The organism is Nocardiopsis sp. CNZ308 (assembly GCF_004217075.1).
The window spans coordinates 2,921,601-2,945,015 of record NZ_SHKJ01000001.1 but is presented as its reverse complement, the minus strand read 5'-3'; the positions used below and the strand labels follow the sequence as shown (position 1 = coordinate 2,945,015).

General features: G+C 72.9%; 25 protein-coding genes. 14 read left to right on the top strand and 11 right to left on the bottom strand.

Annotated features, from left to right (window positions below; all coding sequences use genetic code 11):
• Positions 1 to 33 precede the first annotated feature (33 nt).
• Positions 34 to 948 carry a Gfo/Idh/MocA family protein gene (locus EV372_RS12810; protein ID WP_130396187.1) on the top strand — a complete coding sequence of 305 codons (915 nt, stop codon included), beginning with the start codon at positions 34 to 36 and terminating at the stop codon, positions 946 to 948.
• 81 nt (positions 949 to 1,029) lie between these two features.
• On the opposite strand, the gene EV372_RS12805 is transcribed toward EV372_RS12810, so the two are convergent.
• On the bottom strand, positions 1,030 to 1,299 hold the full coding sequence (locus EV372_RS12805; protein ID WP_130396186.1) for a GlsB/YeaQ/YmgE family stress response membrane protein: 270 nt from the start codon (positions 1,297 to 1,299) through the stop codon (positions 1,030 to 1,032).
• A gap of 291 nt (positions 1,300 to 1,590) precedes the next feature.
• Between EV372_RS12805 and EV372_RS12800 the strand changes: the two genes are divergently transcribed.
• On the top strand, positions 1,591 to 1,974 hold the full coding sequence (locus EV372_RS12800; RefSeq protein WP_013155888.1) for a helix-turn-helix domain-containing protein: 384 nt from the start codon (positions 1,591 to 1,593) through the stop codon (positions 1,972 to 1,974).
• Positions 1,975 to 2,032: 58 nt separating this feature from the next.
• Here EV372_RS12800 and EV372_RS12795 read toward each other — a convergent pair whose 3' ends face one another.
• From EV372_RS12795 to EV372_RS12785, 3 genes are all read right to left on the bottom strand, one after another.
• A complete protein-coding gene (locus tag EV372_RS12795) occupies positions 2,033 to 2,656 on the bottom strand; it encodes an ATP-dependent Clp protease proteolytic subunit (RefSeq protein WP_130396185.1) in 624 nt (207 codons plus the stop codon).
• On the bottom strand, positions 2,653 to 3,312 hold the full coding sequence (locus EV372_RS12790; RefSeq protein ID WP_013155886.1) for a ClpP family protease: 660 nt from the start codon (positions 3,310 to 3,312) through the stop codon (positions 2,653 to 2,655). The genes EV372_RS12795 and EV372_RS12790 overlap by 4 nt, the downstream gene beginning before the upstream one ends.
• 162 nt (positions 3,313 to 3,474) lie before the next feature.
• The gene (locus EV372_RS12785) at positions 3,475 to 3,951 is read right to left on the bottom strand and encodes a MarR family winged helix-turn-helix transcriptional regulator (protein WP_130396184.1); all 477 of its coding nucleotides are present in this window, start codon (positions 3,949 to 3,951) and stop codon (positions 3,475 to 3,477) included.
• Positions 3,952 to 4,190: 239 nt separating this feature from the next.
• Here EV372_RS12785 and EV372_RS12780 point away from each other — a divergent pair, with 239 nt between their 5' ends.
• Genes EV372_RS12780 through mnhG form a run of 6 tightly spaced genes read left to right on the top strand, consistent with a single transcriptional unit; the run spans position 4,191 to position 11,004 of the window.
• Entirely contained in the window at positions 4,191 to 7,142 is a 2,952-nt protein-coding gene (locus tag EV372_RS12780) for a Na+/H+ antiporter subunit A (protein ID WP_130396183.1), read from the top strand.
• Positions 7,139 to 7,969 (top strand): Na(+)/H(+) antiporter subunit C, encoded by an 831-nt coding sequence (locus tag EV372_RS12775; protein WP_130396182.1) that lies wholly within the window; start codon positions 7,139 to 7,141, stop codon positions 7,967 to 7,969. The genes EV372_RS12780 and EV372_RS12775 overlap by 4 nt, the downstream gene beginning before the upstream one ends.
• Before the next feature lie 2 nt (positions 7,970 to 7,971).
• Positions 7,972 to 9,630 (top strand): Na+/H+ antiporter subunit D, encoded by a 1,659-nt coding sequence (locus EV372_RS12770; RefSeq protein ID WP_197044415.1) that lies wholly within the window; start codon positions 7,972 to 7,974, stop codon positions 9,628 to 9,630.
• The gene (locus tag EV372_RS12765) at positions 9,627 to 10,241 is read left to right on the top strand and encodes a Na+/H+ antiporter subunit E (RefSeq protein ID WP_130396180.1); all 615 of its coding nucleotides are present in this window, start codon (positions 9,627 to 9,629) and stop codon (positions 10,239 to 10,241) included. The genes EV372_RS12770 and EV372_RS12765 overlap by 4 nt, the downstream gene beginning before the upstream one ends.
• On the top strand, positions 10,238 to 10,603 hold the full coding sequence (locus EV372_RS12760; protein WP_130396179.1) for a monovalent cation/H+ antiporter complex subunit F: 366 nt from the start codon (positions 10,238 to 10,240) through the stop codon (positions 10,601 to 10,603). Before EV372_RS12765 ends, EV372_RS12760 begins: the two co-directional genes overlap by 4 nt.
• Positions 10,600 to 11,004 carry a monovalent cation/H(+) antiporter subunit G gene (gene mnhG / locus EV372_RS12755; RefSeq protein ID WP_130396178.1) on the top strand — a complete coding sequence of 135 codons (405 nt, stop codon included), beginning with the start codon at positions 10,600 to 10,602 and terminating at the stop codon, positions 11,002 to 11,004. Before EV372_RS12760 ends, mnhG begins: the two co-directional genes overlap by 4 nt.
• Positions 11,005 to 11,111: 107 nt before the next feature.
• On the opposite strand, the gene EV372_RS12750 is transcribed toward mnhG, so the two are convergent.
• A complete protein-coding gene (locus EV372_RS12750; RefSeq protein ID WP_130396177.1) occupies positions 11,112 to 11,396 on the bottom strand; it encodes a MerR family transcriptional regulator in 285 nt (94 codons plus the stop codon).
• A 145-nt stretch (positions 11,397 to 11,541) separates the two neighbouring features.
• On the opposite strand from EV372_RS12750, the gene EV372_RS12745 reads away from it, so the two are divergent.
• The 3 genes from EV372_RS12745 to EV372_RS12735 all read left to right on the top strand — a co-directional run bounded on the left by EV372_RS12745 (position 11,542) and on the right by EV372_RS12735 (position 13,449).
• Positions 11,542 to 11,970 carry an Hsp20/alpha crystallin family protein gene (locus tag EV372_RS12745; protein WP_013155877.1) on the top strand — a complete coding sequence of 143 codons (429 nt, stop codon included), beginning with the start codon at positions 11,542 to 11,544 and terminating at the stop codon, positions 11,968 to 11,970.
• A 79-nt stretch (positions 11,971 to 12,049) separates the two neighbouring features.
• Positions 12,050 to 12,373, top strand: coding sequence for a hypothetical protein (locus EV372_RS12740; protein WP_130396176.1), 324 nt, complete (start codon positions 12,050 to 12,052; stop codon positions 12,371 to 12,373).
• A 722-nt stretch (positions 12,374 to 13,095) separates the two neighbouring features.
• Positions 13,096 to 13,449, top strand: coding sequence for a MerR family transcriptional regulator (locus tag EV372_RS12735; protein ID WP_130396175.1), 354 nt, complete (start codon positions 13,096 to 13,098; stop codon positions 13,447 to 13,449).
• A 121-nt stretch (positions 13,450 to 13,570) separates the two neighbouring features.
• Here the strand turns inward: EV372_RS12735 and EV372_RS12730 are convergent, their stop codons facing one another.
• The 5 genes from EV372_RS12730 to EV372_RS12710 form a co-directional block, all read right to left on the bottom strand.
• On the bottom strand, positions 13,571 to 13,960 hold the full coding sequence (locus EV372_RS12730) for a DUF779 domain-containing protein (protein WP_130396174.1): 390 nt from the start codon (positions 13,958 to 13,960) through the stop codon (positions 13,571 to 13,573).
• Entirely contained in the window at positions 13,960 to 15,483 is a 1,524-nt protein-coding gene (exaC, locus tag EV372_RS12725; RefSeq protein ID WP_130396173.1) for an acetaldehyde dehydrogenase ExaC, read from the bottom strand. Before exaC ends, EV372_RS12730 begins: the two co-directional genes overlap by 1 nt.
• 110 nt (positions 15,484 to 15,593) lie before the next feature.
• On the bottom strand, positions 15,594 to 16,922 hold the full coding sequence (locus EV372_RS12720) for a GAF domain-containing protein (RefSeq protein WP_130396172.1): 1,329 nt from the start codon (positions 16,920 to 16,922) through the stop codon (positions 15,594 to 15,596).
• A 356-nt stretch (positions 16,923 to 17,278) separates the two neighbouring features.
• The gene (locus tag EV372_RS12715) at positions 17,279 to 17,608 is read right to left on the bottom strand and encodes a hypothetical protein (protein WP_130396171.1); all 330 of its coding nucleotides are present in this window, start codon (positions 17,606 to 17,608) and stop codon (positions 17,279 to 17,281) included.
• Between the two features lie 147 nt (positions 17,609 to 17,755).
• Positions 17,756 to 19,324, bottom strand: a complete 1,569-nt coding sequence (locus EV372_RS12710; RefSeq protein WP_130396170.1) for a PucR family transcriptional regulator — start codon at positions 19,322 to 19,324, stop codon at positions 17,756 to 17,758.
• A 197-nt stretch (positions 19,325 to 19,521) separates the two neighbouring features.
• Here EV372_RS12710 and EV372_RS12705 point away from each other — a divergent pair, with 197 nt between their 5' ends.
• Together EV372_RS12705 and EV372_RS12700 are read left to right on the top strand one after the other, a co-directional pair.
• Entirely contained in the window at positions 19,522 to 20,010 is a 489-nt protein-coding gene (locus EV372_RS12705; protein WP_130396169.1) for a GreA/GreB family elongation factor, read from the top strand.
• Positions 20,011 to 20,756: 746 nt separating this feature from the next.
• Positions 20,757 to 21,149 carry a nuclear transport factor 2 family protein gene (locus EV372_RS12700; protein ID WP_253795947.1) on the top strand — a complete coding sequence of 131 codons (393 nt, stop codon included), beginning with the start codon at positions 20,757 to 20,759 and terminating at the stop codon, positions 21,147 to 21,149.
• Between the two features lie 109 nt (positions 21,150 to 21,258).
• Here EV372_RS12700 and EV372_RS12695 read toward each other — a convergent pair whose 3' ends face one another.
• Entirely contained in the window at positions 21,259 to 21,864 is a 606-nt protein-coding gene (locus EV372_RS12695) for a TetR/AcrR family transcriptional regulator (RefSeq protein ID WP_130396167.1), read from the bottom strand.
• Positions 21,865 to 22,310: 446 nt separating this feature from the next.
• On the opposite strand from EV372_RS12695, the gene EV372_RS12690 reads away from it, so the two are divergent.
• Positions 22,311 to 23,414 carry a WD40/YVTN/BNR-like repeat-containing protein gene (locus EV372_RS12690; protein ID WP_130396166.1) on the top strand — a complete coding sequence of 368 codons (1,104 nt, stop codon included), beginning with the start codon at positions 22,311 to 22,313 and terminating at the stop codon, positions 23,412 to 23,414.
• Position 23,415 lies beyond the last annotated feature (1 nt).

The following is a 23,415-nucleotide window of genomic DNA, read 5'->3' as shown; positions in this document are numbered from 1 at the left end:
GAGACGGTGGACACAAGGGACGAGGGAGCACGCATGGGACTCAGGTTCGGTCTGCTGGGCACCGGCTACTGGGCGGCGGAGACGCACGCCGCGGCGCTGGACGCCCACCCCGGCGCCACCCTGGCGGGGGTGTGGGGACGCGACGCGGCCAAGGCGGCGGCGCTCGCCGAACGCTACGGGACCCGGGCCCACGCGGACTTCGAGGCGCTGCTGGACGACGTGGACGCCGTGGCGATCGCGCTTCCGCCCCACATCCAGGGCGACCTGGCCCTGCGCGCCGCCCGGGCGGGCAAGCACCTGCTGCTGGACAAGCCGCTGGCGCTGTCGACCCTGGCGGCGGACGCCGTGGTCGCCGAGACCGAGGCGCGCGGGCTGGCGTCGGTGGTCTTCTTCACCAGCCGCTTCTCGGACAACGTGGTGGAGTTCGTGGACTCGGCCGCGGCGGAGGGCGGCTGGCACGGCGTGCGGGCGACGCTGTTCGCCTCGATCTTCGAGCCCGGCAACCCCTACGGCGGCTCGCGCTGGCGTCAGCAGAAGGGCGGCCTGTGGGACGTGGGCCCGCACGTGCTGTCGCTGGTGCTGCCGGTGCTCGGCCCGGTCACGCAGGTGACGGCGATGGCGGGGCCGCGCGACACCGTGCACATGCTCACGCGGCACGAGAGCGGCGCGGTCGGCTCGTTCGCGGTGACCGTGGACGCCGCGCCCGAGGCCAAGGCCTTCGAGGTCGTGCTGCACGGCGAGCGGGGCTGGGTGCCGGTGCCCGGCGGCGACCGGAGCCCGGTGCAGGCGTTCGGCACGGCGATCGACCGGCTGCTGGCGCAGGTGGGAGGAGAGGTCGGCGACCCCTGCGACGTGCGCTTCGGCCGGGATGTGGTGGCGGTCCTGGAGGCCGCCGAGGCCTCGGTGCGCCTGGGCCGGGCCGTGGGCGTGGACGAGGCCGTCGGCTAGCGGCCCGGAACGGCGCCGCCCGGAGGCGGACCCCGCGGGTCGGCCTCCGGTGCGGCGGCGCTCAGTCCGTCGGCCGCGGGGTCAGGCGGTGCGGCCCTTCGCTCCCCTGGAGTAGAAGCCGTCGGCGAGGTAGACGATCGCTGCGGCCACCAGCACCTGGATGATCAGCGTGATGATCCATCCGGCACCGAAGAGCGCCGCGGCGATCCAGCCGCCGATGAAGGCGGCCACGATGCCCAGGATCAGGGTGAGCCAGATCGGCAGGTGCTGTTTGCCGGGGACGATGAGGCGTCCCAGTGCGCCGACGATCAGGCCGACGATGATCGCGCTGATGATTCCGGTGATCTCCATCTGTTCCTCCCGAATGTTGACGCCTCCACCCCCTGCCCGCTCGGTGAGGGCGAAAACACGCGGGACACGCGCCCGGAACCAAGGCTTTGCGCGTTACGTGCCCGGGCATGGCCTGGTCGGCCGCCAGCTCGTCGCCGCCTGGGGCCGGGGCGCCCGACAGCGGACGCCAGGCGCACGCGGCCCGGGCGGTTCTGCCGTTCGCAGAACGCCTGTGGACGCACTCCCCCGCGAGTCCGCGGCGGCGTAGGCTCGTCGGGTGAGACCGTCGCGCACGACAACCGTGGAGGCCCGATGACCGACGTCCTGAGTTCCCTGGACGAGGCCCGCGCGGGCAGGCGCGCCGAGGAGCCGCCGGAACCCCTCATGCGCGACCTCATCGGCGACCTGCTGCGGCGCACCCGCAACGAACAGGGCCGCACGCTGCGCGAGGTGGCCGAGGACGCCCAGGTCTCGCTGCCCTACCTGTCCGAGATCGAGCGCGGGCGCAAGGAGGCCTCCTCCGAGGTGCTCGCCGCCGTCTACCGCTCCCTGGGGCTGAGCCTGTCCGACGTGCTGGGCGGGCTGTACGAGCGCACCGTGACAGCCCGGCTGACCCGGACGGGCACCGGTCTGGGCGACTACCGGCCCGCCACCGCGCCCGCCCACCAGGCCCGGGTCCTGTCGCTGGCCGCCTGAGGGCGGCAGGCCGAAGCGAAGCCGGGGCCCAGTTCGGGCGCCCGGCTCCGGGCGGTCCCTAGGCCGCGGGCCTCCCCGCCGCCGGGTGCGCCTGGCGGGTGGTGATGATCCCGTCCACCAGGCCGTACTCCTTCGCCTGCTGCGCGGTGAAGATCTTGTCCCGGTCGGTGTCGGCGCGCAGCCGCTCCTGCGTCTGCCCGGTGTGCCGGGCCAGGATCTCCTCCACCTGCGAGCGGACCCGCAGGATCTCCTCGGCCTGGATCTCCAGGTCGGCGGCCACGCCCTGGCCCTCCCCGGAGGGCTGGTGCAGCAGCACCCGCGCGTGCTCCAGGGCCGTGCGCTTGCCCGCCGTGCCCGCCGCCAGCAGCACTGCCGCGGCGGAGGCCGCCTGGCCCATGCACACCGTGGCCACGTCCGCGCGCACGAACCGCATGGTGTCGTAGATGGCGGTCAGCGCGGTGTTCGAGCCGCCCGGCGAGTTGATGTAGAGCTGGATGTCGGTCTCGCTCGACTCGTAGTCGAGGTGGAGCATCTGCGCCATCACCACGTTGGCGACGTCGTCGTCGATCGGCGTGCCCAGGAAGATGATCCGCTCCGACAGCAGTCGGCTGAACACGTCGAAGGACCTCTCGCCGTGGGGCGTGCGCTCCACCACCATCGGCACCGTGTAACGACCGCTCACCGGTCCTCCCCCTTCACGTAGGTGGCGAACCCGGGTGCCCCCGCGCCCAGCCGGATACCGCCGCCGTCCATCTCCGCGACCGACGCGACCACGTGGTCGACGAACCCGTACTCCCTGGCCTCCTGCGCGGTGAACCAGGCGTCGCGGTGCTGGTCCCGGGAGATGGTCTCCTCGGTCTGGCCGGTGTGCTTGGCGATGAGCCGCACCATGGTCTGCTTGGTGTGCGCGAGGTTCTCGGCCTGGATGGCGATGTCGGCGGCCGTCCCGCCCAGGCCACCGGAGGGCTGGTGCATCATGATCCGCGCGTGCGGCAGGCTGTAGCGCTTGCCCGGCGTGCCGACGCAGGCCAGGAACTGGCCCATGCTGGCCGCGAACCCCATGACCAGGGTGGACACGTCGTTGGGCACGAAGTTCATCACGTCGTAGATGGCCAGTCCGGCCGACACCGAGCCCCCGGGGCTGTTGACGGCCAGCGTGATGTCCCTGCGCGGGTCCTCGTCGGCGAGCAGCAGGATCTGCGCGCACACGCGGTTGGCGCTGGCCTCGTCGACCTGCGTGCCCAGCAGCACGATGCGGCTGCGCAGCAGGCGCGTGGCCAGCTGGTCGTCGAAGGCACCGCCGGAGGTCTCGTCCGAGGCGGCGACATGGGTCGGCATGGCACTCTCCCTTCACCGGCCCCCGTGGGCCGGTGATCCCAGCCTGCGGCGTCGGGGAGGGAGACTTCCACCGTTTCGGCCCGGGGCAGATCTGCCGACGGCAGAGGCCCCGCGGACGGGGGCTCCGGGCCCGTACCGGGGACCCCACCGGCCCCGGGCGCCTCAGGTCTCGTCGAGGGCCTCGCGCAGGTCGCGCAGCAGGGTGAGCACCATCGGGCGCAGCGACGGCCTGATGGCGTCGAACACCTGGCGCTGCTTGCGCTCCATGTCCTTGCGGCGGATCGCGAGCACCCGCTCGCCCTCCTCGGTGAGGGTCACCACGGTGCTGCGCTCGTCCCGCTCGGAGCGGCGGCGCGCCATCATGCCCTTGCGTTCCAGCTGTTGGATCATGCGGGTGGCGGAGGGGGACGAGACACCGACGATGTGCGCGACGGCGCCGACGCTGGGGCTGTCCATGCCGCGCACCGCCTCCATCAGGAGAGCCTGCGTCAGAGTGAGATCTTCGGCACCCCGATGGCCGTGGCCGCTGCGCGAGCGGGCGTGGAGAGCCGCGTTGATGAGTTCGGTCCAGGCGCGCTGGAACTCCTCAAGCTCGGAACCGTGCTGTTCGGCACGGGGTTCGTGGGTCTCGTCGGGCACGAAACGGTCCTCGCATGCTGGGCGGGCACCGCGGGTCCACAATCCGCGCGGTGGTTTGACGTTTGTGTAGTCTAACTATTAAATAGCTAAAGCACGCAAGTTCACATACATCCATGCCCCCACAAACCGTAGCGACACCTCCCGTCCACTGACCGGTTGTGGACACGGTGCGGGGCAGTGGACGTCCGTCCGATACCAGGGCGGGCCCGGACAGGTCCGGGAGGGGCGCATTGACAACAGTGCTGATCGCGCATTTCATCGCAGCTGCGATCGCGCCGTTACTGGTGCGCCAGTGGGGCCGTAACGCCTTCCTCGCGCTCGCCGTCGTCCCGGGTGTGTCCACCCTCTGGGCCCTCTTCCAGATCCCCGCGATCATGCGCGGCGAGACCCTCGCCGTCTCCATCCCCTGGGCGCCGGAGTTCTCCCTCCGACTCGGCCTGTACATGGACGCCCTGGGCCTGGTGATGACGCTCATCGCCGCGGGCGTGGGCGCGCTGATCCTGGTCTACTGCGCCCGCTACTTCGACGACTCCGAACCCGGCCTGGCCCGCTTCGCCGGGGTGTTCGTCGCCTTCGCCGGAGCCATGCTGGGCCTGGTGCTGGCCGACGACCTCATCCAGCTCTTCGTCTACTGGGAGCTGACCACGGTCTTCTCCTACCTGCTCATCGGGCACAGCACGGAGCTGAAGGAGAGCCGCCGGGCCGCGATGACGGCCCTGACCGTCACCACCTTCGGCGGGCTGGCGATGCTCGTGGGCATGATCATGCTCGGCGAGACCGCCGGGACCTACGTGATCTCCGAGATCGTCGCCTCGCCGCCGGGCGGCGCCCTGGTCAACGTCGCGCTCGTGCTCATCATGGTCGGCGCGATGTCCAAGTCGGCCCTGCTGCCGTTCAGCCTGTGGCTGCCCGCCGCCATGCGCGCCCCCACGCCGGTCTCCGGCTACCTGCACGCCGCGGCGATGGTCAAGGCGGGCGTCTACCTGGTGGCCCGGCTCACCCCCGCCTTCCACGACGTCGCCGTGTGGAAGTACACGGCCCTGTTCTTCGGCACGCTCACCATGGTCCTCGCGGGCTGGAAGGCGCTGCGCCAGTACGACCTCAAGCTGGTCCTGGCCTACGGCACCATCAGCCAGCTGGGCTTCCTCATCACCCTGCTGGGCGCCGGAACCCAGGCCGGCGCCCTGGCCGGGATCTCGATGCTCATCGCGCACTCGCTGTTCAAGGCGCCGCTGTTCCTCGTGGTCGGCGTCATCGACCACAGCACCGGGACCCGCGACCTGCGCGAGCTGTCCGGCCTGCGCTCCTCCATGCCCGTGACCTTCTGGACCTCGGTCGTGGCGCTGGCCTCCATGGCGGGTCTGCCGCCCACCCTCGGGTTCGCCGGCAAGGAACTGGCCTTCGGCGCCTTCGAGCACGGCGGAGGCGCCGACACCGCCGTCCTGGCGGGCATCGTGATCGGCTCCACCTTCACCGTCGCCTACAGCCTGCGCTTCCTGTGGGGCGCCTTCTGGGACAAGGAGAACGTCCCGGCCACCCCGCTGCACGCCCCCGGCCCGCTCCTCCAGGCGCCCGCCGCGGTCCTGGCCGGGCTCGGCCTGCTCGGCGGCCTGCTCTCCACCCTCGTGGACCCCTTCCTGGCCGTGTACGCCGACACCGTCCCCGTCGCCGAGGGCGACTACGCCAAGCACCTGGCCCTGTGGCACGGCCCGGGGCTGCCCCTGCTGCTGTCGGCGGTGTGCGTCGCGGGCGGTCTGGTGCTGTTCCGGTTCCGCCACGAGATCGTGTGGGCGGGAACGCGGACCGCGCTGCCCGACGCCGACCGGGTCTACCGCCGGATGCTGGCCGCGCTGGAGAACCTGGCCCTCCAGGTCACCGGCGGTACCCAGCGCGGTTCGCTGCCGGTCTACCTCGGCACCATCCTGGTCACCCTCGTCGTCGCCGCCGGGTGGTGGATGGTCAGCGGCCGGATCTGGGAGGGGGACTACCCCTCGGTGCGCCTGTGGGACAGCCCGGTCCAGATCATCCCGGTCCTGATCATCGGCGCGTCCGCCCTGCTGACGCTGTTCGTGCGCCGCCGCCTGTTCGCGGTGATCCTCGTGGGCACCGGCGGCTACGGCGTCGCCGCCCTGTTCTACCTGATGGGCGCCCCCGACATCGCGCTCACCCAGTTCCTCGTGGAGACCGTCAGCCTGGTGGTCTTCGTGCTGGTGCTGCGCCGCTTCCCGGCCCGCTTCTCGGCGCCCGCGCTGCGCGGGCGCCGGGTGTGGAACCTGGCCCTGGGCGCGGCCACCGGAGTCCTGGTGGCCGCGATGACCTGGTTCGCACTCGCGGGCCGCCAGGAGCCCTCCGTCTCGGCGGGCTACCCGGCCGCGGCCGAGGAGGCGGGCGGCTACAACATCATCTCGGTCCTGCTGGTCGACGTCCGCGCCTGGGACACCATGGGCGAGATCTCGGTGCTCGCCGCCGCGGCCGCCGGCGTGGCGAGCCTGATGTTCGTGCGCCGCCGCGCCCAGCCGCGCAAGACGCCGGGCGGGGTGATGGCCCTGTCGGTCACCGAACCGCAGCCGCCAGCGGACGGCCAGCGCGGACTCGACCTCGGCGGCCTGCGGTTCGCCCCCCGCAGGATGCACGTCGAGCCCCGGTGGGCGCGCACCTGGCTGCCGGGCGCCGACGCCCTGCCCACCGAGCGCCGGTCGGTCATCTTCGAGGTCGTCTCGCGCTTCCTGTTCCCCGTGATCATGGTGATCTCGGTGTACCTGCTGCTCACCGGCCACACCGCCATCGGCGGAGGCTTCGCGGGCGGCATCGTCGCGGGCCTGGCGTTCATCGTCCGCTACCTGGCCGGAGGCCGGTTCGAGCTGTACGCCACCGCGTGGGTGCAGCCGGGCGCGCTGATCGGCGCGGGTCTGGCCGTGGCCACCGGCACCGCGCTGGGCGGGGCCATCTTCGGCACCGACGTCCTGGCGGGAGGCGACACCTACATCGACCTCTGGATCCTGGGCGAGGCCCACGTCACGGTGTCCCTGATCTTCGACATCGGCGTGTACCTGCTGGTGATCGGGCTCATCCTGGACATCCTGCGCAGCCTCGGCGCCCGCATCGACGAGCAGATCGAGCGGGACGCCGCGCACTCGGAGGCCCAGGCCAGGACCGGGGGGCCCGAACGCCCAGAGGAGGTCATCTCGTGAACGAGTCCCCCAGCCTGCTCCTGGTCGTCATCGTCGGCGTCCTGGTCGCGGTGGGCGTCGTGCTCCTGCTGGAGCGCAGCCTCACCCGCGTGCTGCTCGGCTTCATCGTCATGAGCAACGGGGTCAACCTGATGATCCTGTCCATGGCGGGCGAGCCCGGCGGGCCTCCGGTCCTGTGGCTCACCGAACCGGAGGAGATGACCGACCCGCTGCCGCAGGCGATGATCCTGACGGCGATCGTCATCACCCTCGGCATCACCGCGTTCCTGCTGGCCATGGCCTACCGGAACTGGCAGCTGGAGGGCAACGACGAGGTCCAGGACGACGCGGAGGACCTGCGCATCGTCCAGGGCGAGGGCCGCCGCGCCGTACGCCAGCGCTTCCTCAAGGAGCGCCGCAGGCTCCAGGCCGACATCCGCCGCCAGCGGGCCGAACTCCAGGCGACCATCGCCACCGCCGACGCCCGCGAGCTGGCCGAGCAGGCCCGCATCAAGGCCGAGATCGCGCGGGCGCAGGCCGAACTGGCCCGCTACGAGCTGGAGGCGGAGGAGAACGATCCGGACGAGCAGTCCCGCGAGACCATGCGCCGCCTGAGCGACCGCGCGGAGTCGATGACCGCCCAGGTCCAGGAGCTGCGCGGGCGCATCCGCCAGGGGCGCAGGCGCCTGCGCGAGCACAGGCGGGCCGACCGCGCCGCCGAGCGCGAGCTGTGGCGCGAGCTGCGCCGCCGCATCCGCTCGCAGCGCAGGCAGGCGCGCCAGACCATGCGGGCCGAACGCGAGCGCCTGGCCCGCGCCGAGGACAGCGACCTGCAAGGGAGCGAGTGACCATGGGGACGGACTACTTCGTCGGTCTGCTGCACTACTTCATCCCGCTGCCGGTGGTGCTCCCGCTGTTCGCGGCCGGGGTGAAGCTGGCGCTCGGCATCCGCTGGCCCCGGCTCCAGCAGGCGCTCAGCGTCATCTCGCTGGCCCTGGTACTGGTCATCGGCCTCGTGCTGATGCTCGGCTCCCACGCCTACGGCCCGCAGGTCGTGCAGGTGGGCGGCTGGGAGGCGCCGATCGGCATCACCCTGGTCGCCGACCGGCTCTCCGCGCTGATGGTGACGGTGTCGGCGGCGATCACGCTGGCCGTGCTGGTGTACTCCATCGGCCAGGGCATGGCGGGCAAGGCCGAGGTGGCGCCGCTGTCGGTGTACCAGCCGACCTACCTGATCCTGGTGGCGGGCGTCTCCAACGCCTTCCTGGCCGGCGACCTGTTCAACCTGTACGTCGGGTTCGAGATCCTGCTGACCGCCAGCTACGTGCTGCTGACCCTGGGCGGCACGCAGTCCCGGATGCGGGCGGGCGCCATCTACGTCGTGGTGTCCCTGGTGTCGTCGGTGCTGTTCCTCATCGCCATCGCGCTGGTCTTCGGCGCGACCGGCACGGTGAACATGGCCCAGCTCGGCGAGCGGCTGCCCGAGCTGTCCTCGGACCTGCGGGCGGTCCTCCAGGTCGTGCTGCTGTTCGCCTTCGGCATCAAGGCGGCGGTCTTCCCGCTGGCCGCGTGGCTGCCCGACTCCTATCCGACCGCGCCCGCGCCGGTCACGGCGGTGTTCGCGGGCCTGCTCACCAAGGTGGGCGTGTACGCGATCATCCGCACCCAGACCCTGCTGTTCCCGGGCGACCAGCTCAACGACCTGCTGATGGTCGTGGCCCTGGCGACGATGATCATGGGCATCCTCGGCGCGGTCGCGCAGACCGACATCAAGCGTCTGCTGTCGTTCACGCTGATCAGCCACATCGGGTACATGGTGTTCGGCGTGGCCCTGGGCAGCGAGCAGGGCATGGCGGGCGCGGTGTTCTACGTCGCGCACCACATCACGGTGCAGACCACGCTGTTCCTCATCACGGGTCTGATCGAACGCCGGGGCGGCTCCACCTCGCTGGACCAGCTGGGCGGGCTGGTGCGGATCGCGCCGATACTCGCGGTCCTGTTCTTCGTCCCGGCGATGAACCTGGGCGGCATCCCGCCGCTGTCGGGCTTCCTCGGCAAGCTCGGCCTGATCCAGGCCGGGGTGGAGGCGGGCACGCCGCTGGCCTACGCCCTGGTGGGCGCGTCGGTGCTGACGAGCCTGCTGACCCTGTACGTCATCTCCCGGGTGTGGAACTACGCGTTCTGGCGCACGCCCTCCGAGGGCATGGTGGCCGAGCCCGGCACCGTGCTGGAGGACAGCGAGACCGACGACCCCTCCACCGCGGCCCTGGGCCCCGGCGAGGCGGTCGGTCCGTCCTCCCGCCTGGGCGACACCTCGACCGCGGCCACGCCCGTGGTCACGTCCGTCGTCCTGCCCAGGAGTATGGTCGGCGCCACGGTGGCGCTGGTGGTGTTCAGCATCGCCCTGACGGTGCTGGCCGGGCCGCTGATCGAGTACTCCTCGGACGCGGCGGTCGAGCTCCAGGCGCGCGGCCCCTACATCGAGGCGGTTCTGGGAGGCGACCGGTGAACGGCCTGCAGGAGAAGAAGCGGATCGGCCTGACCGCGCTGCGCAGGCGCCTGGGCAAGGTGCAGATCCCGGTGGCGCTCGGCATGACCCTGGTGTGGATGCTGCTCTTCGACGCCTTCCAGCTGCGGCCGGAGTCGCTGGGCCTGCTGGTCCTGGGCTTCCTGGTGTCGGTGGTGATCATGCTGGTGTTCCCGCTGCCGCCGATCTCCCCGGGGTTCCGGTTCCGGCCGCTGTACCTGATCCGGCTGCTGGTGTACATGCTCGCCCGGATGGTCTGGGCCAGCTTCCGGGTGACCGTGCAGACCTTCACGCCCGGCCGGGTGCACAGCTCGGTGGTGGAGGTGCGGCTGCGCACCGACTCCGACCTGATGCAGGTGTGCGTGTCGATCGCCAGCTCGATCATCCCGGGTTCGGTGATCGTCGAGGTCGGCCAGCCCGACCGGACCCTGTACGTGCACGTGCTGGGCGCGGACGACGACAGCTCGATCGAGCAGGGGCGCGAGGACGTCCTGCACCTGGAGGAGCGGATCGTGATGGCGCTGGGCACCCGTGAGGACATCGCCGCGCTGCGGACCGGGGAGTCCGTGCTGAGCGGAAGGGGGAGGCCGTGAACGCCCTGTGGATCGCCATCGGCGTCATGCTCGGCCTGGCCGCGCTGCTGAGCGTGACCCGGATGCTCATCGGCCCGGGCATCCTGGACCGGGCCATCTCCGTGGACGTGCTGCTCGCCTCGGTGCTGACCGGCGTGGGCGCCTACGCGGCCTTCACCCGCGACCCCACGGTCCTGCCGACGCTGCTGGTCCTGTCTTTGCTGGGCTTCGTCAGCTCGGTCAGCATCGCCAAGTTCGTCGCGCGGCGGGCGCACGAGGACCAGGAGCACATCGCCACGCCGACCGAGGCCCATCCGACCTCCGCGACGCCCACCGACGCGGTCCCCGGCTCGGAGCGGCCGGAGAAGGGGGAGACCTCGTGAGCGACCAGCTGATCACCGTCCTGGACTGGGTGGCGGTCCTGTGCGTCCTGGCCGGGGCCATGCTCTCGCTCGTGGCGGGCGTGGGCCTGCTGCGCTTCCCCGACCTGCTCTCGCGCATGCACACCGCCGCCAAGCCGCAGATCCTGGGGCTGCTGCTGGTGCTGGTGGGGATCGGCATCCGGCTGATCCCCGAGGAGACCAACGTCTTCAGCGCCGGAACGCTGCTGCTGGTGGCGCTGTTCCAGGTCGTGACCGTCCCGGTGGCGGGCCACATCGCCGCCCGCGTGGGCTACCGGACCGGGCGCATCGACGAGGAGCTCATCGCCCGTGACGAGCTGGCCGAGCGCCTGGAGGCCAAACACGGGAAGGGCGGTGCCGAAGCGGACGGCGCTTCCCGCTAGACGGCCGGCGAGAGTCCGCGCGTGGGCCCCGGGAGGGCGGCTGAGCCCGCTCCCGGGGCCCTCGCCGTGTCCGGGCCGGGTCCGGGACGGGCCGGTCCCCGCACGTCTCACCCGCCCCCGGGGCCGCCGCGCAGTCGGGTGTTCTCCTCCTCCAGTTCCAGGATCCGGCCGATCCCCGCGAGGTTCACCCCCTGGGCGGCCAGCTCGGCCACCCGCCGCAGGCGGGTGATGTCGTCGTCGCTGTACAGCCGCGTGCCGCCCTCGGTCCGCGCCGGGGCGACCAGGCCCCGCTCCTCGTAGGCGCGCAGGCTCCGCGGCGCGACGCCGGACAGCTCCGCGGCCACGGAGATCGTGTACAGGCCCCGGACAGGATCCGGCCCTGGTTCCCTCATCAGCGCATCCTTCCCGTCGGGACCGCCGTCTTACCCACGGCTTGAGAAAATCTTTGTCGGACATAGTTGTTTACCTCTCCAGTCTGCGGTATAAAACTTGCGTCACCTCGCATCAGGTTTTCTAGTAGAGCCAAGGGAGGTTTCCATGATGCTGATGCGTACCGACCCCTTCCGGGACATCGACCGCCTGACACAGCGGATCCTGGGCGACGCGTCCCGACCGGCCGCGATGCCGATCGACGCCTACCGCGACGGCGATGTCTTCGTCGTCTGCTTCGACCTGCCGGGCGTGCGCGCCGACTCCATCGACCTGGAGGTCGAGCGCAACGTGCTCACGGTGACCGCCGAGCGCCCCGACACCGTGCGCGACCGCGAGTCGGTGGTGGTCGCCGAGCGGCCCACCGGCACCTTCTCCCGGCAGCTGTTCCTCGGCGAGACGCTGGAGACCGACGCCATCCAGGCCGACTACGCCGACGGCGTCCTGACCCTGCGCATCCCGGTCGCCGAGCAGGCCAAGCCGCGCAAGATCAGCGTCGGCACAGGCGAGGGCCAGCCCCGCAGCATCCGGGCCTGAGCCCCGGTGGCCCGGCTCCGGCCGGGCCGCCCGCCCCTGAGCAGTGTCCGTGTCCCTCCCCTCAGGAAGCAGTGATCCGATGCCTTCCACACTCCGCAGGACCCGCGCGGTGGCCGAGCACATCCAGCGCCACGACCACCGGGAGACGACCCATTTCGCGTGCGTCCGCTTCTTCCGCGCCCTCCGGGCCTACGAGACAGCGTGGGGGAGCACTCCCGACCGCCTCCGTCGGGCGCTGGAGGATCTCAGGAACGCCACCGCGGAGCTGACCGGCGACCCCGACGCCTTCCGTCGGGCGTGCCGGGACCCCCGCCACGGGGGCCTGCCGCACAGCCTCGACGAACCGCTGGCCGAGCAGCTGCGGGCGTCCCTGGAGGCCCCGGTGTACGCCGAGGCGGGCTGAGACGGCGCCCCGGAGAACCTGCTCGCGAGACTCACCGAAACCTACATCGGCCAGAGTAGACATCCGTCGGAAGCGCTGATACATTTCCTGTCGTAGCCACAGAGATCCACGAGGTGGACCACCGGATGCGCCGGTGGGGAGCAGGACCGGCGTCCCGCCCGCACGGGGGACGCCGCGGCAACAGGGAGAACGCGGTAGGGCTCGACCGACGCAGAGGTTTTTCGTACGGCGTCGGGAGCCGGTAGGACCGCAGTACAGAGGTAAGGCAGTACGCAGTACCGCAGGACCGGTTCTTCGCCCGCACGGGAAGGGCCGCGCAGTGACAGAGCGGGTCGGCTCGACCGGTGTGCACGTGCTTCAAGACGCCGGGAGCCGGTAGGACAGCGACACCGCAGTACAGAGGTAAGGCAGTACCGCAGGACCGGTGTCCCGCCCGCACGGGGGACGCCGCGGCAGGTGTGAAGTGTACGCAGTGAGATCGAGAGGAGTAGATGCCATCGAGGATCGCCCGGGTGTGGGGAGGTCCCACTCGGGTACCGCAGGCCCCGGTTCGGAAGAAGGTGGTCCACGGTCACACAACCGCGATCCCCGCGCTCCCGTCCCAGTTTGACCTCGGGAAGCGGAAGACCGGCAGCAGCCGGTAGATGGTGTTGAACTCTCGGGCCCCAGCGCTGTTCGGCGCTGGGGCCCTCGGCGTGCGATGAGGAGAGAAAGAGAAACGCTTGTCCCGTCCCGAAACCGAAGAACGGTTCGACGATGACGACTACCCCGCCTACACCATGGGCCGCGCGGCGGAGATGATCGGTGCCACACCGGCTTTCCTGCGCGCCCTGGGCGAGGCCCGGCTGATCGAGCCCCTGCGCTCGGCGGGCGGGCACCGCCGCTACTCCCGTTACCAGCTCAGGATCGCCTCCCGCGCCCGCGAACTCGTCGACGAGGGCACTCCGGTCGAAGCCGCGTGCAGGATCATCATCCTGGAGGACCAGCTGGAGGAGGCGCAGAGGATCAACGAGGAACTCCGCGCCTCCGAAGGCAGCGCGCGGACCGACGAGCGCCCGGACCCCGGCAACGCCTGACGGAGGACGGGGCGGCGCGGACCGGAAGGCCGCTCCCCCGCGCTCCCCCCGGGAGGCCGCCCCGTCCGACGCCGCCAGGGCGGCCTCAGCGCGCTCTCCGCCCCGCCGCCTCCGCGCGGGCTCAGAGGCGTTCGGCCTCGTCGTCGGTCATCAGCCGGGAGCGGATGAGGAACCGGTTGCCCGTCGGCGCCTCCAGGGAGAAGCCCGCGCCCCTGCCCCGGACGACGTCGATGGTCAGGTGGGTGTGGCTCCACAGCTCGAACTGCGCCCGCGACATCCACACCGGCACCGGTTCGGGCGCGCCCACGTCCAGGTCGCCCAGGCGCACGTCCGAGGCCCCGGTGCGGAACTCCCCCGCCGGATAGCACATCGGCGAGCTGCCGTCGCAGCACCCGCCGGACTGGTGGAACATGAGCGGCCCGTGTTCGGCGCGCAGCTCGCGGAGCAGGGCGGCCGCCGCGTCGGTGACGGCCACCCTCTCCACGGCCGCGCCGTCGGCGCGGGGGTCCATCAGAACAGCCCCATCGCCTTGTCGGAGTAGCTGACCAGCAGGTTCTTGGTCTGCTGGTAGTGGTCGAGCATCATCTTGTGGTTCTCGCGGCCGATGCCGGACTGCTTGTACCCGCCGAAGGCCGCGTGCGCCGGGTAGGCGTGGTAGTTGTTCACCCACACGCGGCCCGCCTGGATGTCGCGGCCCGCGCGGTAGGCGGTGTTGCCGTCGCGCGACCACACCCCCGCCCCCAGCCCGTAGAGGGTGTCGTTGGCGGTCTTGAGGGCGTCGTCGTAGTCGTCGAAGCGGGCCACCGACACCACCGGGCCGAAGATCTCCTCCTGGAAGATCCGCATGCCGTTGTGGCCCTCGAAGACGGTCGGCGCGACGTAGTAGCCGCCGGACAGGTCTCCACCGGGATCGACCCTCTCCCCTCCGGCGAGCACCGCGGCCCCCTCCTGGCGGCCGATGTCGATGTAGGACAGGATCTTCTCCAGCTGGTCGTTGCTGGCCTGGGCGCCGACCATGGTGTCGGTGTCCAGCGGGTTCCCCTGCCGGATCCGGCCGACGCGGGCCAGGGCGTCGCCCATGAAGCGGTCGTAGACGGCGTCCTGCACCAGGGCCCGTGAGGGGCAGGTGCACACCTCGCCCTGGTTGAGGGCGAAGAGGGTGAAGCCCTCCAGGGCCTTGTCGTAGAAGGCGTCGTCGGCCGCGGCCACGTCGGCGAAGAAGATGTTGGGGCTCTTGCCGCCCAGCTCCAGGGTGACCGGGATGAGGTTCTCCGACGCGTACTGCATGATGAGGCGGCCGGTGGTGGTCTCGCCGGTGAAGGCGACCTTGCTGACGCGGGGGCTGCTGGCCAGCGGTTTGCCCGCCTCCGCGCCGAAGCCGTTGACGACGTTGACCACGCCGGGAGGCAGCAGGTCGGCGACCAGCTCCATGAGCAGCAGGATCGAGGCGGGGGTCTGCTCGGCGGGCTTGAGCACGACCGCGTTCCCGGCGGCCAGCGCGGGCGCGAGTTTCCAGGTGGCCATGAGCAGCGGGAAGTTCCACGGGATGATCTGGCCGACCACGCCCAGGGGCTCCTGGAAGTGGTAGGCGACGGTGTCGCCGTCGATCTGGGAGGTGTGTCCCTCCTGTGCGCGGATCGCCCCGGCGAAGTAGCGGAAGTGGTCGACGGCCAGCGGCAGGTCGGCGGCCAGGCACTCGCGGACGGGCTTGCCGTTCTCCCAGGACTCGGCGACGGCGAGCCTCTCCAGGTTCTCCTCGATCCGGTCGGCGATCCGGTTGAGGACCAGGGCCCGCTCGGCGGCGGAGGCGCGGCCCCAGGCGGGGGCGGCGCCGTGGGCCGCGTCCAGGGCCAGTTCCACGTCCTCCGCGCCGCTGCGGGCGACCTCGGTGAAGACGCGGCCGTTGACGGGGCTGGGGTTCTCGAAGTAGCGGCCCCGGACCGGCCGGACCCACTCGCCCCCGATCCAGTTGTCGTAGCGGGCGGCGTACTCGACGACGCTTCCGGGCTGGCCGGGGGGTGTGTAGATCGCCATGGAGGTCTCCTTGGTTCGCCGGGCTCCGGCCGTGGGGCCGGCAGCCGCTTCCGGGGAGGTCGGGAGGGTGACGCTAGTCACCTCCACGTTGCGACCACGTTGCGGGCGGGTCAGCCGCCGAGCCAGCGCAGCCTGCCGCGCAGGGCGGCGTGGCGCGGGGAGGCGGGGTCGAGGGCGCGCAGCACGGCGGCCAGGACGCGGGGGTCGTCGCGCCACTCGGGGTGCTCGGCCCAGTCCAGGAGCACGTCCGGTGCGGCGTTGGCGCCCAGGGCCTCGCACACCTCGGCCTGGAGGCCGTCGCGGACCTCGGCCACGCCGGGCGCCTCCGAGCGGGGCAGGACCGGCCCGGCGTAGGCGTCCAGGGCCCGCCGGTAGGCGCCCGCGACCAGGTGGCGGCGCACTTCGTCCACGTCGGTGGCCAGTGGACGGCACAGCCGGTAGGGGCGGGAGGCGAGCAGGCCGGGGCCGAGGAGGCGGCGCAGGCGCGACACCTCGGCGCGGACGGTGACCGGGGAGGCGTCCCGCTCGTGCAGCCGGGCGCCGAGCTCGTCGCCGGTCAGCCCGCGCGGACTGCGGGCGAGCAGGAGCAGGATCTCGGAATGGCGGGTGCTCAGGGCCAGGTCGCGGCCGTCCAGGGTGAGCCGGGCGCCGTCGCGTCCCAGGACGCGGAGCCGGCCGCCCCCGGCGGGTCCGCGGGCTCCGTCGGAGGCGGCGCCTGCGCGTGGACCGGTGGGCGGGCGGCCCGCCCGCCGCCGTCTCGGCTCGGGTCCACGGGCCCCGGCGCGCAGGGCGCGCAGCTCCGCCTCCGCCGCGGTGGCGGCGGCGCGGACCAGGGCCAGGGCCTGCGGCGAGGCGAGGTGGCTGTCCCCGGTGAGGTCGAGGACGCCCAGGAGGGCGCCGGTACCGGGGTCGTGCAGGGGCGCCGCGGAGCAGCTCCAGTGCTGCACGCCCCGGGCGAAGTGCTCGCTGGCGAACACCTGGACCTCGTGGTCGAGGGCGAGGGCGACTCCGGGCGCGTTGGTGCCGACCGCGTGCTCGTGCCAGTTGGCGCCCTCGACGAAGCACATGTCCTCGGCGCGGCCTCGGAGCCGGTGGTCGCCCTCCACCCACAGCAGGCGGCCCGAGGCGTCGCCCACCGCGAGGATCTGGGGGCCGGGCGCGGTGTCGACGAGCAGGTGCCGCAGCAGCGGCATGACGGCGGCCAGCGGGTGCGCGTCGCGGTGGGCGCGCAGGTCGGGGCCGGTGAGCTCGATCCGGGGCAGGGCGGTGTCGGGGTCCACGCCGTGCTGGGCGCTGCGCCTCCAGGAGGCGCCGACGACGGGGCGGACCGGGCCGCTGACCCGGCCGGAGTCGGTGAAGCGCGCGTGCGCGACCGCCACGTCCCGGCGCACGGCCTCGGGGTCGGCCTCCCACGGCCACGCGTTCCACGGTCCCGGCATGCGCGCTTCCCTCCGCCGAGGCGACGGCGGACCGTGCCGACGGACCGCCCGACACCCCGATTGAATCCGCGCCCGCCCCTTCTGACAAGGGGCCGGGGCGAACCGGCCGCTCCCCGTCCCCTGCGCGCGGTCCCGGTGCCGCGTGAGCCGGGGCCGACCGCCTCCGTGGTCGCCCCGCCCCGCGCGCGGGCCCGATCCGTGTTGGGGGGGCCTTCGAGGAAAGGGCGCCGCCTGTCCCACGTGACGCGCGGACCCGTCCCGGGCGGAAAGGCACCGCCTGCTCCGCGTGACGCACCGCCTGTCACGCGTGACGCGCGGACCCGTCCCGGACGGACGGGTCCCCCTCGGTGCCCGCCTCAGCACTCCTCGCGGACGCGCTCCCTGCCCGGGCCGCAGAGCCAGTAGGCGGGGTAGGCCCGCACGTCCTCCACGGTCGGCGCGGCCGGGGGCGCGGCCGGATAGGGGTCGCTGCCCCAGTCGAAGCGCGGGCGCAGCTCGCGCGCGGTGGCGCCGTCGGGGAGGGCGTCGCGCCCGGCGGGGGTCAGGTAGGTCCCGGCCGGGGTCCTGCGGGCCAGGCCCGCCTCCACCAGGGGCTGGGCCAGCGCCTCCTCCACTCGCCCGTCCCACCGGGTGGTCGCCGCCGCGGTCCCCAACAACGCTGTCAGGTCCTTGATCAGTGTGCTCATGCGCAAACGGTAGCGATCCGCGGACCCGCGCACCCGGGCATTGCCCGAACTCGGGAGAGTGCGCCGGAACACACCCGGCCGCCCGCCCGGAGCGGGTGCGCCGCCGGTCCGCGCGGCACGCGGAAGCAGGCGGACACGGGTGTCGGTTCAGAGCGGGTGCGGCCCCTCCTCGCCGGGCGGGTCCGCCACGAGCGCGGCGAGCGCGACCGTCATCGCCACCCGGGCCCGCGGGTCGTGCAGCGGCAGGTCCGCGACCCGGCCCATCCGGCGCAGCCGGTACCGCACCGTGTTGGGGTGCAGGCCCAGCAGCTCCGCCGCCCGTCCCAAATCCCCGTGCACGTACAGCCAGGCGCGGAGCGTGCGCGCGTGGTCGGTGCCGTGCTCGGCGTCGTACCGGACCAGGTCCGCCACCGGGTTGCGGACGGGCATGCGCCCGGCCTCGGCCACCAGGCGCAGGCGGCGCAGCAGCACGGAGTCCCAGGCGTCGTCGTAGACGACCGCGTCGGCGCCCTCGGGCGCCTGTCCGTGCAGCGTCAGGCACTCGTCCGCCTCCTGCCTGCTGGCGGGCAGGCCCGCGGCGTCGGCGGCGCCGCCCACCCCGGCCACCACGCCCAGCCGGTCGGGCAGGCCGCGCAGCGTCGAGCGCACCCACTCCACCGCCGGAGCGGGGTCGTCCCCGCACGGCAGCACGGTGTACACGGTGGTTCCGAGCAGGGTGCTGCGTCCCGGACGCGACCAGCCGAAACCGGTAGTGACCTGCTCGAACAGGTGCAGGATCGCGGCCTCGGGCTCGGTGCGGGCGCGTGCCTGGAAGGCGATCACCCGCAGCCCCGCCCCGAGCAGGCCGATCCGCCCGGCGGTCTGCGCAGGGTCGGCCGAGCCCTCCAGCAGGTCGATCACCGACTCCGACTCCACCTGCCGTTCCAGGTCGCTGCTGACCCTGGCGCGCAGCATGTGCAGCCCGACCGTGTGCGCCCCCTCGCTCAGCGCCCGGGAGCGCTCCGCGTCCAGCGGGGCGTCGCACGCCACCCACAGCGTGCCCAGGAGTTCGCGGCCCACCCGGATCGGCGCGGCGGTGCGTCCGCCCATGCCGAGTTCGGGTATCCCCGGCACGAACCGGGGGCCGGTCGCGGCGGCCAGCCGGGTGAGCACCCCGTCGGCGTCGAGGCGTTCGCGGACCCGCTCGGGGACCCGCCGGTCGACGAGGGTGTCGCGCCGCACCCGGTCGGTACCGCCCTGGGAGGCCGAGTAGGCCACCACGCGCGAGGCGCGGTCCTCGATGGTGACGGGTCCGCCGACCTCGGCGGCGACGGTGTCGGCCAGGGTGAACAGGTCGCTGGGGCCGCGCCCGGCCTCGGTCTCGCGCCCCTCCAGGACCAGCCCGTAGACGACCCCGGAGACCTGGCTCCACGACACGGCGGGCTCCACGACCAGGAGGGCGGGGCCGCCCTCGCCCAGACGTGCGCGCACGTCGTCGCCGGGTTCGGTCGCGGACCGGATGATGACGACGGTCGCGCGGGCCTGTTCGGCCAGGCGCACCGCCTCGGCGGCCGAGTCCACGCCGACCGCGAGGAAGGCGTCGCCCAGCTGCGGCACGTCGTCGGTGGGGTCGTGCATGGCGACGCTGCGCAGCTCCCTGCGGCGCAGCGGCTCGGGGCCGACGAGCCGGGCGCCGTAGCCGCCCAGGACGTTGACGAGACGGTCGAGGTGGATCACGCCCGCTCCTTTCCCCGGCGGCGGAGTTGTTCCGCGGCCACAAAGGGGCCTCACCTGATTGTCGCCCGAGGATAACGCCCGACCCCGCCCCCGTGGACACACTCGTGGTAGGCGAGGGCCCCCGTGTCGGCCACCGCTGTGCTCGCCCCGTCCGCGGACCCGGTCCGCGGCGCGGGCCCTGAAGACAAGGAACGTTCATGGCCAGGACCACCGACCGATGGATGACCCGGGAGGCCTACGAGCGGCTCCGGGAGGAGCTCCGGACGCTGCGCGCGCTCCCCGACGACGACCCCGGCACCGGGGCGGACCGGGGCGCGGGGGACGTACTCCCCGCGCCCCGCTACATTCACGACCCCGCCGTGCGGCAGGCGCGCGTGCACACCATCGAGCGGCTGCTCAGCGAGGCCGTCGTGGACGAGGCCGCGCCCGACGACGGGATCGCCGCTCCCGGCAAGGTGCTCACCATCCGCTACGACGGCGAGGACGAGGACGAGGTGTTCCTCCTCGGCGTCCGGGACGCGTCCGTGGCGGACCGGATGACGGTGTACTCCCCCGAGTCCCCGCTGGGCGCGGCGCTGGTGGGCGCCCGCCAGGGCGAGCGGCGCACGTTCACCGCGCCCCGGGGCGCGGTCATCGGGGTCACCCTGCTCAGGGCCGAGCCGTACCGGGCCGCCGTCGTGCACTGACCCCGGCCGCGGGGAGCCGCCGGGGACGGAGCGGGGCCGCCTCGGGAGGGCCGGGTCCCGATCGGCGGGCCCGCCCGGGCCGGGCGGCCGGGGAGGCGCGGGGAGGACGGGGAGGGGCTCCCCGCGCGCCTCTCCACAGGGGGTTTCGGAGAGGGATTCCGGCGCGGGAATGCGTCGCGGGTTTTCTCCGCCGCGTGTTCCGAGGCGTTTTCCCTCTGTTTCCCGCGCTTGTTCCGATGCGCTTTCCCGCGCGTCCTCGTCGTCCCCGATTCCGCGCCGGGGAAAGATCGCCAGCGGGGGACCCAGGGGAAACCACTTCTCACGCCCTCTCCGGGGGCGCCCCGGACACGCGGAACACCAGGTCCGGGCCGCGCCCTCCCCCGTCGGCACCCGCGGCCCGGCCGCCCGTGCGCGGCGGCGCCGGAGCGGCGCGCGCCCTCCCGCGACGGCGCCCGCGGAGAACGGCTTCCGAACGGCGTTCCCGGCCTATCCGGACACCGGGGAAACCATCAGACCGGAAATCGGGAAAACGCCCTCGCCGCCTTTTCCCACGGGAACTCCGTTTCCCTCCGGAGGGAAAAGCGCACCGCCCCGAAGACCCGGGGGGGCTTCCTCCGCGACCCGCGCGCACCCCTGTTCCCGGAGGGGGAAGATCACGACCGCCCGGTTGCGGGTAGCGGGTTGGGGAGCCCGCGGGAACACGCGGGCCGAAGGAACGGACACCCGACGCAGAGAGGGCGATGCACATGAGCGCGGACACCGACGACGCGCGCTGGGCGCCGGTCAGGGACTGGCACGCGGCGGTGAGCGCACGGGACCTGATGGCGGCGAAGGCGGTCGCCGACCCCGACATCAGGGTCGGCGGCCCCCAGGGCGCCGCGCAGGGCGTGGACGCCTTCCTGGACTGGGTCCGCGACTCGGGCATCCGCATCGAACCGGTCGGCTGGCACACCGTGGACGAGCACCGCGTCGTGGTGGAGCAGGACGCCGCCTGGCCCGGCCGCGCCGACTCGGGGCCCGAGGCGGCCCCGGTGCGCACCGCGACCCTGTTCGAGGTGCGCCACGGCCTGATCACCGCCGCGCTGCGCTACGACGAGGGCGTGGAGGCGGCCCTCGACGCGGCCCGGCGCACGCCCTGACGCCGCGCACGTGCCGGGGCGCCGCGGGCGCGCCGGCCGCGCGACGCGGCCCGGGGCGGCCGGTACCGGTATCGGTGCGCCCCGGGTCGGTGTGGGGTGGGGGCCCGGGTCAGGGGGCCGCCGGTCTGCCGATGGCGTGGAGGAGGACGTGCGCCTCGTCGAGGCGGGCGGGGAAGGCCTCCGGGTTCTCCGCCAGCCGCATGGCGGTCAGCTCGCAGGCCATGGCGGTGTGGGCGGCGAGCACGGCGACGTTCTCGGCCGCACCCGCCTCCACCAGGGCACCGGCGAACCGGTGGGCGCGCTGCTGGCGGGTGAGCAGGTAGCGCGAGCGCAGCTCACCGCTCTCCCGGAGCAGGCGCGCCAGGACGGCGGAGTGGGCCGGGGAGAGCGCGGTGTGCGGCCTGACGGCGGCGTCGGCCTCCCTGAGCAGCTCGACGGCGGCGCCGAGGTCCTCGCCCAGCGGCCGGGGAGCCTTCTCCAGCACGTAGGCGCACATGCGGTCGGCCTCCGCCCCGTCGTCGGCGAACAGCACCTGTTGTTTGTCGCCGAAGTACCTGAAGAAGGTGGTCCGGCCGACTTCCGCGCGTTCGGCGATCGCGGCGACCGTGACGTTGTCGAATCCGTGCTCCGCGAAGAGCTGGAAGGCTGCTGACACGATCATGGCCCGGGCCTTACGCCGTTTGCGGGCGTGGAGCGTGTCGGGGGGGTGGTGCATGAGGCGACCCTATCGAGTGGGGATCCGGTTCTCTTTGGTACGCGGGACCATTGGGACGGTAGTCCTGAAACGCACCGCGAGACCGGGGAGCGGGAAGTCGTCTGTCCTGTTGTAGCGGGAACGCATCCGGTGGGCACAGTCCGAAACCCACGCGGGCGCACTGGTTGGCCCGGAATTTTATTGCAGAGCGGGGTTCGTCTGACAACCGCCTTCCGGACCGTGCGGAACATCTACCCGGAAAGCGGTTCGCCTCTCAGCGGATTTCGCCTTCCGCGCGGCCGGAGCGGGAGCCATTCCGGATCAGTCCCCATTGAACATCTTCCAGGAAAACGTTCGGTCTCCTTACAGTTTCCCGGCCGGGGAACGCGGCCCGCCGGGGCGCGCGACCGCCGATTGTCAGTGGCCTGTGCCACAGTGGAGACCTCGATCCCATTCTGGAGCTGGTCATGGCATATCTCCTGGTCATCGGCACACGCAAGGGGCTCTTCACCGCCCGCAGCGAGGATCGGCGCGCGTGGGAGGTGAGCGGCCCGCACCGGCTCGACTCCGCGGACTACGCCAGCATGAGCGCGGTGTACGCGGTCGGCGTCAACCCGCACAGCGGCCGCATCCTCGCCGGAGCGGAGAGCTCGCACTTCGGTCCGAGCGTCTGGTACAGCGACGACGGGGGCGCCACCTGGCACGAGCCCGGGTCCGCGCCCATCGCCTTCCCCGAGGACACCGACGCCTCCCTCGTCCGGGCCTGGCAGTTCGCCTTCGGCGACGACGCCGACACCGTGTACGCGGGGGTGGAGCCGCACGCCCTGTTCCGGTCCTCCGACGGCGGGCTGTGCTTCGAACTCGTCCGCGCCCTGTGGGACCACCCGCACCGCGCCGACTGGTTCCCCGGGGCGGGCGGCGGCGCGGTCCACACGATCCTGCCCGGGATCCTCGGCGCGGGCGCGCGCGTGCCCGGAGCCGTGACGGTGGCCATGTCCACCGGTGGTGTCTACCAGACCCGCGACGACGGTGCCAGTTGGGCTCCGGCCAACCGGGGGATCTCGGCGGTGTTCCTGCCCGAGGAGGAGCCCGAGTACGGCCAGTGCGTGCACAAGGTGGCCGCCGGGCCGGACGGCGTGCTCTACGCGCAGAACCACCACGGGGTGTACCGCAGCTCGGACCCCGCGGGGAGGGGGTGGACGGCCGTGGAGACCGGCCTGCCCACCGACTTCGGGTTCGCGGTGGTCGCCCACCCGCACCGGCCGGAGACCGCGCTCAACTTCCCCGTGGTCAGCCAGGAGGTGCACCTGCCGCCCGACCACCGGCTGGGCGTGTACCGGACCGACGACGGGGGCGGCAGCTGGCGGCCGTTCACGCGGGGCCTGCCGCGGGAGCCCTACTTCGGGATCGTGCTGCGCGACGGCGCCTGCACCGACGGGGCGGACGTGCCCGGGTTCTACTTCGGCACCCGGTCGGGCGACGTCTACGCCGCCACCGACGACGGCGACGGCTGGCACCCGGTGGTCCAGCACCTGCCCGACGTCCTGTGCGTACGCGCCGCGGAGGTGTGAG